Annotated in this window: 10 protein-coding genes and 1 pseudogene; 6 read left to right on the top strand and 5 right to left on the bottom strand. The window is 52.6% G+C overall.

Annotation, left to right across the window (positions count from 1 at the left end; all coding sequences use genetic code 11):
• Positions 1-318 precede the first annotated feature (318 nt).
• From ACXI0A_RS00110 to ACXI0A_RS00095, 4 genes are all read left to right on the top strand, one after another.
• Positions 319-4,161 (top strand): YobI family P-loop NTPase, encoded by a 3,843-nt coding sequence (locus ACXI0A_RS00110; protein ID WP_476151273.1) that lies wholly within the window; start codon positions 319-321, stop codon positions 4,159-4,161.
• Positions 4,162-4,546: 385 nt separating this feature from the next.
• On the top strand, positions 4,547-5,314 hold the full coding sequence (locus ACXI0A_RS00105; RefSeq protein WP_046289569.1) for a tyrosine-type recombinase/integrase: 768 nt from the start codon (positions 4,547-4,549) through the stop codon (positions 5,312-5,314).
• A gap of 136 nt (positions 5,315-5,450) precedes the next feature.
• Positions 5,451-6,617 (top strand): plasmid-partitioning protein SopA, encoded by a 1,167-nt coding sequence (gene sopA, locus ACXI0A_RS00100; RefSeq protein WP_031377974.1) that lies wholly within the window; start codon positions 5,451-5,453, stop codon positions 6,615-6,617.
• On the top strand, positions 6,617-7,573 hold the full coding sequence (locus tag ACXI0A_RS00095) for a ParB/RepB/Spo0J family plasmid partition protein (protein WP_476151275.1): 957 nt from the start codon (positions 6,617-6,619) through the stop codon (positions 7,571-7,573). Before sopA ends, ACXI0A_RS00095 begins: the two co-directional genes overlap by 1 nt.
• A gap of 1,162 nt (positions 7,574-8,735) precedes the next feature.
• Here the strand turns inward: ACXI0A_RS00095 and umuC (ACXI0A_RS00090) are convergent.
• The 3 genes and pseudogenes from umuC (ACXI0A_RS00090) to umuD all read right to left on the bottom strand — a co-directional run.
• A pseudogene (gene umuC, locus ACXI0A_RS00090) lies at positions 8,736-9,805 on the bottom strand (translesion error-prone DNA polymerase V subunit UmuC); the annotation flags it as partial.
• 16 nt (positions 9,806-9,821) lie between these two features.
• Positions 9,822-11,096 carry a translesion error-prone DNA polymerase V subunit UmuC gene (gene umuC / locus ACXI0A_RS00085; protein ID WP_476151284.1) on the bottom strand — a complete coding sequence of 425 codons (1,275 nt, stop codon included), beginning with the start codon at positions 11,094-11,096 and terminating at the stop codon, positions 9,822-9,824.
• An 8-nt stretch (positions 11,097-11,104) separates the two neighbouring features.
• Positions 11,105-11,554 (bottom strand): translesion error-prone DNA polymerase V autoproteolytic subunit, encoded by a 450-nt coding sequence (umuD, locus tag ACXI0A_RS00080; RefSeq protein ID WP_073991704.1) that lies wholly within the window; start codon positions 11,552-11,554, stop codon positions 11,105-11,107.
• Between the two features lie 348 nt (positions 11,555-11,902).
• Between umuD and ACXI0A_RS00075 the strand changes: the two genes are divergently transcribed.
• Both ACXI0A_RS00075 and arsH read left to right on the top strand, forming a co-directional pair.
• Entirely contained in the window at positions 11,903-12,238 is a 336-nt protein-coding gene (locus tag ACXI0A_RS00075; RefSeq protein ID WP_050680605.1) for an ArsR/SmtB family transcription factor, read from the top strand.
• Positions 12,235-12,957, top strand: a complete 723-nt coding sequence (gene arsH / locus ACXI0A_RS00070) for an arsenical resistance protein ArsH (protein ID WP_050680606.1) — start codon at positions 12,235-12,237, stop codon at positions 12,955-12,957. Before ACXI0A_RS00075 ends, arsH begins: the two co-directional genes overlap by 4 nt.
• Before the next feature lie 58 nt (positions 12,958-13,015).
• Here the strand turns inward: arsH and arsC are convergent, their stop codons facing one another.
• Complete coding sequence (arsC, locus tag ACXI0A_RS00065; RefSeq protein WP_050680607.1) at positions 13,016-13,444, bottom strand: glutaredoxin-dependent arsenate reductase; 429 nt, start codon at positions 13,442-13,444, stop codon at positions 13,016-13,018.
• A 49-nt stretch (positions 13,445-13,493) separates the two neighbouring features.
• Positions 13,494-14,777: an arsenic transporter gene (locus tag ACXI0A_RS00060; protein WP_050680608.1), complete on the bottom strand. Its 1,284-nt coding sequence runs from the start codon at positions 14,775-14,777 to the stop codon at positions 13,494-13,496.
• Between the last annotated feature and the right edge of the window lie 17 nt (positions 14,778-14,794).

Raw genomic sequence — 14,794 nt, 5'->3', positions numbered from 1 at the left:
TCCTCTAAGAGCCCCGAAAACAGTGACTTAGCGCGGATCCTATTCTTTATTGATCTCAACTTGATCCTAATATGATCTTATTATTTGATCTATTCGGTGGATAAGTTGCCAGCTGGCACATGAGCTAAGCATAACCGTTCGGGAGAAGATCATTTTCCCAGACAGGTGTGGACAACGTATTAATCGGTGACCTATTGTCAGTATTAAAGTCTATCTATCCCCAGGCCATCGCAATACAGCAGTGTATAAAAATCAAACTGACAAACAGCTCTCATTCCAGAAAATCATCATATTGCTTCAGAAAAGGACATTCTTTGGATGAAAAGAATAAAAAAATTACTAAATGATATCAATATTGCTTTTAAAGATGCATTTCATAAAAATAACCAAAATATACAGGGTGATGAGAGTGATATAAATTTAGATAATTATAATACCCTGACTGCTAAGATTATTGACAATGCGTCTATGCAGGAATACTTCACTGCTCTAAGATATGCGATTTCGAGAAAGGATGTAAAAAATATCGCTATTACTGGCCCCTATGGCGCCGGGAAAAGCACAGTTATTTATTCATATCTGCAAAAACAGTATAAAGGGAAGTTTATAAACGTTTCACTTGCCAGCTTTGAAATGCCGGAGAGTAAAACGAAAGAAGCAAATTATCAGCAGGTTGAGCTAAGTATACTTCAACAGATTCTTTATAAAGAAAACAGCGATGTGCTGCCAGATTCACGGATTGACAGGATACTCAACAGAAACTCTAGACACATAAAAAGAATATTTATTTCTGTCATTAAATTTCTGTTACCTGCAGGCATGGCGGTATCATTAATACTTTATAAAAAAATATCTGAATTATTCAGTATACCCCCTGATTTTGGGGCTCTGCTTGCGAAATTCTATTATTTAAATATAGGTGCTGTTTTTATACTGAGCCTGATATGTCTTTACTATATTGCAGACGCCGCATCGCGAGCCGGGTTCTTTGACAAGAAAATTAAGTTAAGCAAAATTGCATTTTTGAGTGGTGAAGTCGAAGGGACACAGGTTGAAAAATCGTCACTATTGAATAACTGTCTTGATGAAATTGTTTATTTCTTCTCCAGACTGAGTGAATACAGAGTCGTTGTGTTTGAAGATCTTGACCGCTTGAAAAATCCAGAAATTTTCATTAAGCTACGTGAAATTAATAAGATAGTTAACAATAATCTTGATGAGCACGACACGCTAAGGTTTGTCTACTCTGTCAGGGACGATGTCTTTTCAGAACCAGAATCCAGGACAAAGTTTTTTGACTTCATACTTCCCGTCATCCCTTACATGGATAATAAAAATGCATACTCTTTGCTCAATGATAAGATGGGAAGTCTTATTGCAGACGGAAGACAGTGCCTTAAATACACAGCCCTTTTTATCAGAGATATGCGGTGTCTCCAAAATATTGCAAATGAATATCAGGTTTTCATTAATAATGCAGGGCATCAGAACGTCCCAATCAAGCAATACGCAATGATATTTTACAAGAATACGTTCTCTCACGATTACAGTCTCGTAGACAGAAATCTGGGTGTTCTGTATTCTCTGATTGAAAACTATATCAATAAAACCCTGCATTATGATCACTTCAATTATCTTGAGGTGGAAGAACAGGAACTTCTGGAAGAAATTAAGTCGATCAATGCGGAAAAAGCAGCTTTTCCGGAAGATATTCGCAATGAAATCATTGATCGTTTTATTCCGGAAACCGTTTCTGTACATCTCAGTTTCGCAAAAATGTCTAACTCCGGATATGGACAAAATATAACTCAGTATTCCACTGAATCACTCAGGGCCGATGAGAAGTCATTTCTTGAGTTGCTTAATTTCTCTAACACAATTGTCATTGGTCAAAAAGCTAACATTACTAACTATAATAATGAGATCACAGCGACAGAGAGAAAAGAGTTACTGAATGAATACACGAAACGTAAAAAAACAATCGGCGAAGAAAAAAATAAAAAGTATATCGCTCTTCAGGCATCATTGAGAAATGCAAGAGAAAAAATAAGAAGAAAGAATGCCATTCCCCTCTCCGAGCTAGTTCGTTCTATCGGACGCGAACAGTTTGGGGTTATTGCTGAGAAATACATTAAAGAAGCCTGCGAGCATGTTCAGACGGGGAAAGAACAGCGCCAGGCGTTAGAAAATGAAATGCTATACGGTGGCATTGATGCACTTTATTTTCTGGTGTCTGAAAGCTACATCGATCAGGATTTTATGCGTTATCGATCTATTTTCCAGGAAGGCGGAATTTCATCTCATGATAACCGTTATATCAGGAACGTTGCTCAGGATATCAGTGCTGCTGAAGCCAACGAACTCGGTAATCTGGATAGTGTTGAACTGGTTATTGAGGAACTCAGGGATTTAAACCTTATTTTCCGACCTGGCGCGTTCCACTATCAGGTAATCTCTCATCTTCTTGAAAAAAAATCACCTGTTTTACAGGAGATGATTTCCATATTATTTGGCCTGAGCGGGAAGCAAATCCTAAGCGTATTTGACGAAATCAGAAAACATGTCACCTCGCCTGAAACATTTAAAAATTTCCTGCGTATATCGATGGAAATAAACGGCTATCTGGGCCACATGCTCGATATTCTCGATGAGGCTGACGACAACGACAGCCGTACCGGGATCCTCACTGAAATCCTGGCATCTGTCTCACCTGTCGAAACTGAAGATGAGGACCGTCTCCGCCAGTTTATTGAGGCCGAAGGGAGCAGGATCATTTCTTCACTCCAGGAAAGACAGGTTCCGGGCTTTCTCAAAACCCTGGCGGAGCTGGACGTTAAGTTCAGTGAACTTTTTATACCGCTCACCAGCATTGAGTCGGAGTGCATCTCATACATTGGTCGGGAAAGTCTGTATGCGCTGAACTCGCATAACGTCAGTGTGGCACTCTTTGCATTGCTGAATAAGGATAACGTTTCCATCAAGGATGGGCAGTCGTATCCATGGACTCTGGCCAGAGAATCTGTACCTGAAATGATGAACTATTTCAGGCAGCATCCGGATGCCTTTGTGCTTCACGTGTTCAGCCAGTCGGATGAGAAAGGAGACGCCGTGCGCGAAGTTCTGTTGCTCTGCGGGCTCAGTGACGATGTAAAGGTGAATATCATTCGTGAGATGCCCTTCACTTTAAGTTCGCTTGCCGGAATACCTGATGAGCCGCAGACCACGCATGAGGGGCGAGAGATTTCATTACACGATCTGTTTTATCTCTGCGACCGGATTGAGCCTGACTGGGCTTCGCTGATGGACTACATCTGCGAGCTCTGCGATATGGATATTCTGACGGGATACCTCTCCCGTCACGCTGACGCCCTGTCATCAGGGGGGCCAGGCGTGGTTGACGGAGACAAATACGACCTGCTACATATGAAAGTGGTGTGCAATGATGGCCTTGATGAACATACCTATCTTAAACTCATCTCAAATATCGAGATCAATGAGCACCATCTGGACGCGCGGATTAGTGCAACCAACCTGAAGCGGCTTATTGACAACAAAAAGATCGCGCTCAGTACGGATAATTTCAAGCATGTTTCTGAACTGCCCGTAATTAATTTTGATAAAGATATTTCGCTGTTTATTTCCTGGTTCAGCCTCTTTTCCGATGAGTTCCTGATTAACTCTGCTCGTTATATTTTGCGCGGCGTAGACGATCGGGTTACCGGTCTACTGCTGTCGGAAATTATGAACTCTGAACTATTCAGTTTATTTACGAAACAAGCCCTGGCCTCCGAATGTGAGACTTATTATGCCGCCCTGCCCCTGAGTGATTTAGACATGCCTGAAGATGTTAAAATAGAACTCCTGAAAGTCACTGATAATCCTGAGCTTAAGGATAATTTATTCCGGTCTCTCATACTCGGCGGATTAAAGGGTAAAGAAGAGCTGCGCAAGTGCAGCCGACTGACATCGGAGCCCGGGATGGAAAAAATCTTCAATCAGTTAACCGAGGCGACGTTTGATGCTGTTGATCCCGTGCGTATGGCGGCATTCCTGACATTACTGTCCGATGCTGGCCTTATTCAGGAACCCGAACCTCGGGATAACGGGAAGTTTCATGTCAAAATTCCGCGCCGCTCTGTCCTGCCAACAGGAATAGATTAATGCCAGCGTAGGGCTCACTCTGTTCTTCCGGCCTTTCCGCTTTCTGTTATTTCAGGAAAGGCGCGCCCCGCCCCGCCGCCGGCGCTCAAACCACAACATATGCCAGGCGGCACACTCCCGACCTACCGTATCCAGGCTGAACAGGATCCCGCGCGGATCCTTTTACCCGCCCGCCCGCCAACTATCTGTTTCCGTTTTCTGGTATATTGACCGAAATCGGAAAAAGCGATCCCGGCCGCCGCGGGTTTTTTACGTGGCCTCAGGCGCCGGAACCGGCGAAAATAGCCCCATATAAGACGAAACGTCGCTGCGTGAATTCTGGAGAAGTTTCGGGGCCATTCCCCTGCAGAATTCACGCAGCGTCGCCAGACAAACACGGAGTCATATGACGCTTCCTTTGCAGAGCAATCTCGCTCCCCCGTCCCCGGTGGCCGCGCTGCCGGACTTCGGGCGGGCGCTGGCGCTGCGCGCCATGGCGTCGGCCTACGCCGATCTGCCCCGCTACCTGCTGGCCCCCGAAATCGCCGCCCTGCTTCACCACGTCCCCGACTGGACGCAGCACGCGCTGATCAACACGTTGTGGAACACCGGCGGGCGCATCAACGAGGTGCTGGCGCTGCGCCGCCGCGACTTCCGTCTGAACGAATCCATACCTCACGTGGTGATCCGCACCGCCAAGCAGCGGCGCAGCGGCGGCGGTCGTCCGCGCCGGGGGAAGAGCGCCAACCGCGTGGTGCCGCTCTCCGATCCGGCCTACGTTGACGAGATGAGACGGCTGTTTGCGAGTACCCGGGAGGAGTTTGAGGCGGACGCGGAGACCGGCGAGCGCCGCGCCCTGCCCGTCTGGACCGTGTCCGACCGCACCGTGCGTAACTGGCTGACCCGGGCGGTGGACGATGCGGCGCGCGGCGGGATCCGGCTCAGCACCGAGGTGTCGCCGCACACTTTCCGCCACAGCTTTGCCATGCACATGCTCTACAACCACGTTCACCCCAAGGTGCTCCAGGCGCTGCTTGGCCACGAGAAGTCCGAGTCAACAGAGGTGTATACGAAGGTGTTTGCGCTGGACGTGGCCGCCGGGCAGCAGGTGCGGTTCAGCCTGGATACCGGCGCGGCGCTGCAGCTGCTGCGCGCAACGCCGGCGCCTTGGTAAGGCGAACATACGGCACCGCTCTGCGGGGCAGAATTCAGAAACTTTGCACTGAATGACGTTATTTGCAAGTTTGGTGTTGCTTTGCATTAAATATCAAGATTTAATGTGTTGATGCAAAGTTAATAAGGAGATTAGTGTGGGACTGATGAATACGCTCGACCAGTGCATCGCCGCCGGACATGAAATGACCCGGGCGATTGCCGTAGCGCAGTTTAACGACGACAGCCCGGAGGCACGGAAGATCACGCGCCGCTGGCGCGTTGGCGAAGCGGCCGATCTGATTGGCGTGTCGCCTCAGGCTATCCGCGACGCCGAAAAGGCCGGAAGGCTGCCCTACCCCGATCTGGAGATGCGCGGACGGGTGGAGCAGCGCGTGGGCTATACCATCGAACAGATCAATCACATGAGGGATGTTTTCGGGACCCGCCTGCGCCGGCCCGATGAAAGTATACCTCCCGTGATTGGCGTGGCCGCGCACAAAGGCGGCGTCTACAAAACCTCCGTGTCGGTTCATCTGGCGCAGGATCTGGCGCTCAAGGGCCTGCGGGTGCTGCTGGTTGAAGGGAACGACCCGCAGGGTACGGCCTCCATGTATCACGGCTGGGTGCCCGACCTGCACATTCACGCTGAAGATACGCTGCTGCCCTTCTACCTCGGCGAGCGCGATGACGCCTTCTATGCCGTCCGGCCGACCTGCTGGCCGGGGCTGGATATTATTCCGTCCTGCCTGGCGCTGCACCGTATTGAAACCGAACTCATGGGGCGCTATGACGAGGGCAAGCTGCCCACCGAGCCCCACATGATGCTCCGGCTCGCCATCGAGTCGGTGGCGCAGGACTATGACGTGGTCGTTATCGACAGCGCGCCAAACCTCGGGATCGGGACCATCAACGTGGTGTGCGCGGCGGACGTGCTGATCGTGCCGACGCCTGCCGAGCTTTTTGACTACACCTCTGCCCTGCAGTTCTTTGACATGCTCCGCGACCTGCTGAAAAACGTCGACCTGCAGGGGTTTGAGCCCGACGTCAGGATCCTGCTCACCAAGTACAGTAACAACAACGGCTCGCAGTCGCCGTGGATGGAAGAGCAGATCCGTGACGCCTGGGGCGGCATGGTGCTCAAGAACGTCGTTCGCGAAACCGATGAGGTCGGCAAAGGACAGATAAGGATGCGCACCGTGTTTGAGCAGGCCATCGACCAGCGCTCCTCCACCGGCGCGTGGCGAAACGCGCTGGCCATCTGGGAGCCCGTCTGCAACGAAATCTTTGACCGCCTGATCAAGCCACGCTGGGAGATCCGCTGATGAAACGTGCACCTATTATTCCTAAAGCATCCCCCTCTTCCTCTGCGGCAGCTCCGTCCACCGCGCACGCTGCCCCGGTGGTAGATTCGTTAATAGCCCGCGTCGGCAGCATGACCAAAGGGAATTCGATTGTCCTGCCCGTGTGCGGACGGGATGTTAAGTTCATGCTGGAAACCGTGCCAGCCGGTCAGGTCGAAAAGTCCACCCGCGTCTGGGGCGGCAACGAGCGCGTGCAGGCGTTTCTGACGGAAGACGCCCTTGACGACCTCATCCCCTCTTTCCTGCTGAACGGCCAGCAGAACCCGGCGTTTGGTCGTCAGGTGAAGGACGGGATAGAAGTGGCAGACGGCAGCCGCCGCCGCATGACGGCCATCCTGACGTCGTCTGAATATCGCGTGCTGACGGGCGATCTGGACGATGAGCAGATGGACGCACTGTGCAAGCTCGGCAATGATTACCGTCCGACCAGCGCATACGAACGCGGCAGGCGCTACGCGATGCGGCTGGAAAAAGAGTTTGCGAATAACATCTCGGCACTCGCCGATGCGGAAGGCATTTCCCGTAAAGTCATTACGCGCTGCGTCAACACATCAAAGCTGCCGCATGACGTGCTCTCGCTCTTCTCACATCCGGGTGAGCTTTCGGCCAGAGCGGGTGATCAATTATTTAAGGCATTTGAGGGCAAAGAATCTTTGCTGGATGAACAGGCGCAGACCCTGATGGCTGGCCGCAAAAACGGCCTGCTGTATGATGCAGATGAGATCCTGCAGGAACTGAATAAGGCGCTGACGAAAAGCGCATTTTCAGTCCGGGAGCCTGCCATTAAGAAAGATTTTGCGCCTGGTGCCTCGGCCCAGTATAAGGGCAATAAGGTGGTATTCAGTCTTGATAAAACCAGGGTCCCTGAGTCACTTATTGCCCGGTTCGAAGAACTGTTGACGCAACTGCAGCACTGATGATTTAGCTGGGACCACGGTCCCAGCAAAGGGACGTCGTTTACACCTGGGACCGTGGTCCCAGCTTCCTTTAAGCAATCGATCCACTGTACCGGGTAACATTCGGATCCGTTCAGTCAGTGCCGGCATACCTCTCCCTTTCCTGGGACCACGGTCCCGATTTGCATTCCGGCCGCCCTTCTCATCCCCCTGCACCCGCTTCAGACTTTCATTTTTATGTTCCTGCCGCTGAGCACAACACGTTATTGTTCAGGTCACCGTGACTCTGGACCAGGTTATCTGACCTTCTTTGTTAACACCGGGTCGTGATCGGTGCCTGTCCGGGACCGCGGTCCCAGCCAGGTACCGTGCATTTTTCTGCTGTGGATGAATACCCGGCTCACCCCCGATAAGAGTAATTATCAATAAGAGTAATTATCTTAACGTCTGGATTATGCCCGAATCATCACTGCGGCATCAGCATGTCAGTCATGTTTGATTCTGCCTGGGACCGTGGTCCCGGTGCGCAGTCAGGCTTCACAGTAAATCTTTCCGGCTATTTAAATGAGGTTTTCTTGCAGAGGGTTTGAGATACAGCTGTTCCCCGCTCCGGCAACTGTGTCCGAGTTTCCTCTCGCGGATTATCGGGATATACCATTTAGCCTGAATGCCGGTCATGGGCGGGGAACGATTTACAAAAAAGGAACAGCCATCACCTTTTGCCATTGGCCTACGACACAACGCACGACAGATAGTTACGCCGTCAGTCAGCCGGTGACAGAGCCTGCGCTGTTGCTGAACGCGGCTGCTGTATGCAACGGTCCGCTTGCTGGGACCGCGGTCCCAGCAAGTGGGCAGGCCGCATTCATGAATACAGTGCTTGTATCCACACGCATCCTTAACCGGCTGACATTCGCTGCGCTTTCTTACTCGTATGGTAACCGGGAGCGCGGTCCCAGATAGATAAACACCGGTCTCATATCCGGATGCCGTTCTCCAGTTCATCAATTCTGGAGGAATGTATGCTGAATCGTCCCGGCACCTAAGGTTTGCCCTGGTCCCAGGCGAACTTGCTGGACGAATATTTTCAGGCTGTACTTCATTTGAAAAGCAACTGGGACTGCAGTCCCAGTTAACAGAGCACGGTGACATTGGTTACTCGATTCGTCAGGAGGCTTGCTACCTAACAGACTTTTGCCACCGGGATCTGCTTCCAGTTTGTTGTCCATGCATGACTGAGCATCTCCCGCTTCATCCTCCACTCTGGCTGGATCCCCTTTCCGGCAAACCCAATGTTGTATCGTCCTGACCTGTTCATTTTATCCATCAGATTCATCAGCGCCTCACTGCCGGGACGGGGCGTTTCATCATCAAACAGATTGAGTTGTGCAATGCCGTTTGGTCTCAGCTCATCAAGCATGATGCCGGCTTTTGCGTAACGGAAGCCGGGCCGCCAGATAGTATCGAGCGACTTTACGGCGGCTTCAATAATGTCACGGGTGTCCTGCGTGCCGACCTGCAGCCTGACATACGCAGTGCTGCCGTAACCTGGCTGACCGGTATCAAAGGGTGACGTGCGGATAAAAACCGACACGTGATGGCAGAACTGCCGATCAGCACGCAGCTTTTCGCCAACGCGTTCGGCGTAGGTACAAATGGCCTGGCGCATCGCATCATAGGTTGTAATACGTTCTCCGAAACTCAGCTGACAACGATTTGCTGCTTTGGCGGAGGAGCATCCTCCATCTCAATGCAGGCTTCGCCGTTGAGCTCCCGTACGGTACGCTCCAGCACGACGCTGAAGTTTTTACGGATGAAAGTGGGGGAGGCACGAGAGAGGTCGAGCGCGGTTTTGATACCCAGAAGATTAAGTCGCTTGCTAATCCTGGAGCCAACACCCCAGACTTCTTCAACCGGCTGTCTGAAAAGCATCGCCTCTATGCGCCCGGGGTTATTGGGCGTTAAAGCCAGCACGCCGCGAAACTGTGGCCATTCCTTACTTGCCCACTGGGCCGATTTTGCCAGGGTTTTGGTTGGACCGAGCCCAACGCTAACTGTCAATCCGGTGCAAGATTTTACGTGCATCCGGACCATGTGGCCAAAATCTTCATAGGGCATTGTCATCTCCATACCGGTGCAGTCACAGAACCCTTCATCCACTGAATACACTTCCAGACGAGGGACCACTTCTTCAATACATGACATCACTCTGGTGCTCATTGAATGGTTTATGTGGAATACAGATTCAACAGCTTAATTAATAACCGTCTCAGAGCACACGTGCTTTAGGAATGTCTGACCAGCGCGTGGTCCAGGCAGGGCTAAGCATTTCACGCTTCATTTTCCATTCCATGCTAATCCCCTGTCCGGCAAACCACACATTTCCCAGTCCTGACTGGTTAATGCCGTCCAATACCTTCATCAGCTGTGCGCTGTTAGCCCGTGGCCGATTATCGTCAAACAGATTTAGCTGGCTTACGCCGTTCGGCGTAAAGTTATCAAGCATGATGCCTGCTTTCATGTATCTGCGACCCTCAAGCCAGATACAATCGAGCGACCGCATCGCAGACTCAATGATGTCCCGCGTATCCTGTGTTGGTAGTGTCAGCTTCTCTCCGGCGCTGTTTCCGTAAAACACCTCACCGCTGGCGTGTGGCGACGTCCGGATAAACACGCCGATGTTGCGGCAGTACTGACGTTCCCCTCGCAGCTTTTCCGCTGCGCGTGCAGCGTACTGACACAGCGCCTGCTGCATGGCTGTTTTTGTTGTAATGCGCTCCCCGAAGCTGCGACTGCAGACTATCTGCTGTTTTGCCGGCGGCAGTTCTTCCAGCGGAATACATGACTCACCGTTCAGCTCGCGTACGGTGCGTTCCAGTACCACGGAAAAGTTATCGCGAATGAACTTTGGACGCGCGCGTGACAGCTGCAGGGCGGTTTCGATGCCCATCAGGCTGAGTCGCTTACCGATTCGCCGTCCCACACCCCATATTTCCTCAACGGGCTGGTTAGCTAGCAGAGTTTCGGTACGTTTCGGATTACCCGGCGTCAGCGCCAGCACGCCGCGAAACTGCTTCCACTCCTTACTCGCCCACTGGGCCGATTTTGCCAGCGTTTTAGTGGGCCCCATGCCGACACCGACGGTAAGACCCGTTGTGGTAAATACATGCGCGCGCAGGCGACGACCAAAAGCTTCGAAGTCCTCACAGCCGTTAATACCGGTAAGATCCAGAAACATCTCATCGATGCTGTACTGTTCGACGCGTGGTGTTATGTCCTCAAGCGCGGTCATTACTCTCTGGCTGAGACTGTGATAAAGCGCATAGTTTGAGCTGAACACGTGTACCTTTTCCGGATAGTGCTGTGTTTTTATCTGGAACCACGGTGCACCCATTTTTATGCCCAGTGCTTTTGCGCCATCAGAGCGCGCAATAACGCAGCCATCGTTATTACTAAGTACGACTACTGGCCTGCCACGCAGGTCCGGGCGGAAAAGCGTCTCACAGCTGGCATAGAAAGAATTGACGTCAGCCAGTCCGAACATGGGCATAATTATCTCCGACGTGCACGTGTACTGTTAAAGAACCAGGTGACAACGCCGAGCAGCTGGAGCTCTTCCGGATAGATGGCGGCGTAAGCAGGGTTCATGGGCAGCAGTGCCACCCGTGGGATCAGCTGCAGGCGCTTAACTGTGAACTCACCTCCAACCTCGGCGATGACGATGTCGCCGTGCGTGGGTGGCTCTGCGCGATCGACCACCATAACATCACCGTCATAAAGCCCCAGCTCCTGCATGCTGTTGCCACTGGCCCGTACGAAGAATGTGGACGCCCGTCTGCGAATACAGAGCTCATTCAGGTCCAGCTCTTTCTCTACATAATCCTGAGCAGGGGAGGGAAAACCAGCTGAGCAGGGATCTGCGTACAGCGGCACCTTTACCGTTGGGGTAAAAATCGGCGGCCATAACAGCGTCAGGCCCTGAGCGCAACTGACCGCTTTCATAACGCGGCGTCCCGGACGTGCTGCCGAGTACGGATTAAGAAAAAAAATGTAAAGCGCATAAAAATCCTCCTTTAAATTATACTGTTTATATGAACAGTATTATTGAGCCTGAAATTTCTGGCAAGAGGAAGCGAAACGGTTATGGCTAAAGCTGTTGTCAGATCGCTGAAATTTTACCGAAATTCTGAGCTATGGCCTTTTTATATGCGCTGCCACTGCAGCCGGGTCAACAGGGTATAAAAGGCTTTCCTTTTGAGTGCAGCCCTTTTATGGCAATAAGAGGCTTGACCATTCAGTAAGCTTTAAATTATATTTCCATTATTCTGGAAATATAGATTTGGTGATGGCATGGACATACAAAATGCTGCTAATGCTCTCAGGGAACTGGGACACGTGACGCGACTGGGAGTTTACCGTGAACTGGTGAAAGCCGGGCCTGAAGGACTGCCCGTGGGTGACATCCAGAAAAGACTGGCTATTCCTGCCTCCACGCTCAGCCATCATCTTTCTGCGCTGATGTCCGCTGGCCTCATAAGTCAGGAACGTCAGAGCCGAACCCTGTTCTGCAGGCCCTGTTATTCGCAGCTTGAGCAGCTGATGGCTTTTCTGACTGAAGAGTGCTGCGCCGGCGGCAGCGACTGCAGCCTGTTCACCGCTATTACCCTTAAAGAGACTCCATTGTGAATAACGTGAATGATGCCCTGAACAATATCGATCCGACGCTCCTGGATGCACCGCTGACGGAAGAAAAGCTGAAGGCAGCAGAGGTGGCACACCCGCCCCGCATCCTGATGCTCTACGGCTCGCTGCGTGAGCGCTCTTACAGCCGTCTCGCCACGGAGGAGGCCGCCCGGCTGCTGATGGCCATGGGCGCGGAAGTTAAAATATTCAATCCGTCCGGCCTGCCGCTGCCGGATGACGCCCCGGAGACGCACCCGAAGGTTGCAGAGCTCCGCGAGCTGGTACTCTGGTCAGAAGGCATGGTCTGGTGCTCGCCGGAGCGTCACGGTGCCATGACCGGCATCATGAAGACGCAGATTGACTGGATACCGCTGACGTCCGGTGCGGTCCGGCCGTCACAGGGAAAAACCCTTGCAGTGATGCAGGTCAGCGGCGGCTCACAGTCCTTCAACGCCGTAAATCAGATGCGCATTCTCGGGCGCTGGATGCGCATGATCACTATCCCGAACCAGTCATCCGTGGCGAAAGCCTGGGCCGAGTTTGATGAGGACGGCCGCATGAAGCCTTCTTCGTATTACGACCGCATCGTGGACGTCATGGAGGAACTGATGAAGTTCACCCTGCTGACGCGCGGGCGAAGCAACTGCCTGACCGACCGCTACAGTGAAAGGAAAGAGAGTGCCGCTCAGCTCTCAGAGCGGGTCAACCAGCGCAGCATATAAAAAAGCCGGCAGATGCCGGCTTTTTTCACACTCGTTATGTCTGCAGCCTGGTGAAAAATCAGTGGCTGACGCGGTGACCGTGCTCATCAATGACCACTTCGCCATCCTCTTTGGTAAACGCTCCCTGCTGCGGATCTGGCAGAATGTCGAGAACCGCTTCGGACGGACGGCAGAGCTTCGTTCCGAGCGGCGTCACCACCACCGGGCGATTAATAAGGATCGGATGAGCCAGCATGGCATCGAGCAGTTCGTTATCGCTGAAGCGGTCTTCTGCAAGGCCGAGCTGCTCGTACGGTTCGGTATTCTTGCGCAGCAGGGCGCGTAAGCTGATGCCCATGTCCGCAATCAGCTTCTTCAGCTCGTCGCGTGACGGCGGTGTTTCCAGATACAGAATAACCTTGGGTTCGGTGCCGCTGTTGCGGATAAGCGCCAGGGTGTTGCGGGACGTCCCGCACGCCGGGTTGTGATAAATGGTGATGTCAGTCATAAGCGGTACTCCGTAAAGGCGCTGCACAGGCACAGCTCCGGGGTTAAGGTTAAACAGACAGGCGCAGGGCCAGCGCGGTCAGCGTCACAAAAAGTACCGGCAGGGTCATCACGATGCCCACGCGGAAGTAGTAGCTCCAGCTGACAGTAATGTTTTTTTGCGCCAGTACGTGCAGCCACAGCAGGGTAGCGAGGCTGCCGATGGGGGTGATCTTCGGGCCGAGGTCGCAGCCGATGATGTTGGCGTAAATCATCGCTTCCTTCACCACGCCCTGTGCGGTGCTGCCGTCAATCGAAAGCGCACCAACCAGCACGGTAGGCATGTTGTTCATGACTGATGAAAGCGCCGCCGTCAGAAAGCCGGTGCCGAGCGTTGCGCCCCAGACACCATGCTCTGCAAACCGGTTCAGGGCGGCAGAAAGGTAATCAGTTAGCCCGGCATTGCGTAGTCCGTATACCACCAGGTACATGCCCAGCGAGAAGATAACGATCTGCCAGGGCGCACCTTTCAGTACCTTTCCGGTATCAATCACATTGCCTTTCCGGGCTACCAGCCAGAGAATAAACGCCGCCACCGCGGCCACAAGGCTGACCGGCACGCCGAGTGGTTCGAGGGCAAAGAAGCCGATCAGCAGCAGGATGAGAACAATCCAGCCGGTTTTAAAGGTACGCGCATCGCGAATGGCCTCACGCGGCGCCTTCAGCTTCGCCAGGTCGTAAGTGGCCGGGATGTCCCTGCGGAAAAACAGGTGCAGCATCACCAGCGTGGCGGCCACGGACGCGATATTCACCGGCACCATCACCGAGGCATACTCGCTGAAACCCAGTTTAAAGAAGTCTGCCGTGACAATGTTCACCAGGTTCGACACGATGAGCGGCAGGCTGGAGGTATCAGCGATGAAGCCTGCCGCCATCACAAACGCCAGCGTGGCGCCCGGGCTGAAGCCCAGCGCCAGCAGCATGGCGATAACGATCGGCGTCAGAATAAGCGCTGCCCCGTCATTGGCGAACAGGGCGGCTACCGCCGCACCCAGCAGAACGATATACGTGAACAGCAGCCGGCCCCTGCCGCCGCCCCAGCGTGAAACGTGCAGCGCGGCCCACTCAAAAAAGCCGGACTCATCAAGCAGCAGGCTGATAATGATGACCGCAATAAACGTGGCCGTGGCGTTCCAGACAATCTGCCAGACTACAGGAATGTCCCCGATGTGTACCACGCCGGTCAGCAGCGCCAGTGCGGCGCCGATAACGGCACTCCAGCCAATGCTGAGCCCTTTCGGCTGCCAGATCACCAGTATCAGGGTCAGGATAAAAATCGCACCCGCCAGAAACATACTCTCTCCTTCTTAAT

Source organism: Pantoea sp. C1E2, assembly GCF_056491465.1.
The sequence above is the reverse complement of the archived record's forward strand: the minus strand, read 5'-3'. Positions and strand labels throughout refer to the sequence as shown.

What these genes read in the sequence shown, in the direction of transcription:
- ACXI0A_RS00110 (WP_476151273.1), top strand. Translation starts at nt 319, where the DNA reads ATGAAAAGAATAAAAAAATTACTAAATGATATCAATATTGCTTTTAAA.
- ACXI0A_RS00105 (WP_046289569.1), top strand. Translation starts at nt 4,547, where the DNA reads ATGACGCTTCCTTTGCAGAGCAATCTCGCTCCCCCGTCCCCGGTGGCC.
- ACXI0A_RS00095 (WP_476151275.1), top strand. Translation starts at nt 6,617, where the DNA reads ATGAAACGTGCACCTATTATTCCTAAAGCATCCCCCTCTTCCTCTGCG.
- umuC (WP_476151284.1), bottom strand. Translation starts at nt 11,096, where the DNA reads ATGTTCGGACTGGCTGACGTCAATTCTTTCTATGCCAGCTGTGAGACG.
- umuD (WP_073991704.1), bottom strand. Translation starts at nt 11,554, where the DNA reads ATGAAAGCGGTCAGTTGCGCTCAGGGCCTGACGCTGTTATGGCCGCCG.
- ACXI0A_RS00075 (WP_050680605.1), top strand. Translation starts at nt 11,903, where the DNA reads ATGGACATACAAAATGCTGCTAATGCTCTCAGGGAACTGGGACACGTG.
- arsC (WP_050680607.1), bottom strand. Translation starts at nt 13,444, where the DNA reads ATGACTGACATCACCATTTATCACAACCCGGCGTGCGGGACGTCCCGC.
- ACXI0A_RS00060 (WP_050680608.1), bottom strand. Translation starts at nt 14,777, where the DNA reads ATGTTTCTGGCGGGTGCGATTTTTATCCTGACCCTGATACTGGTGATC.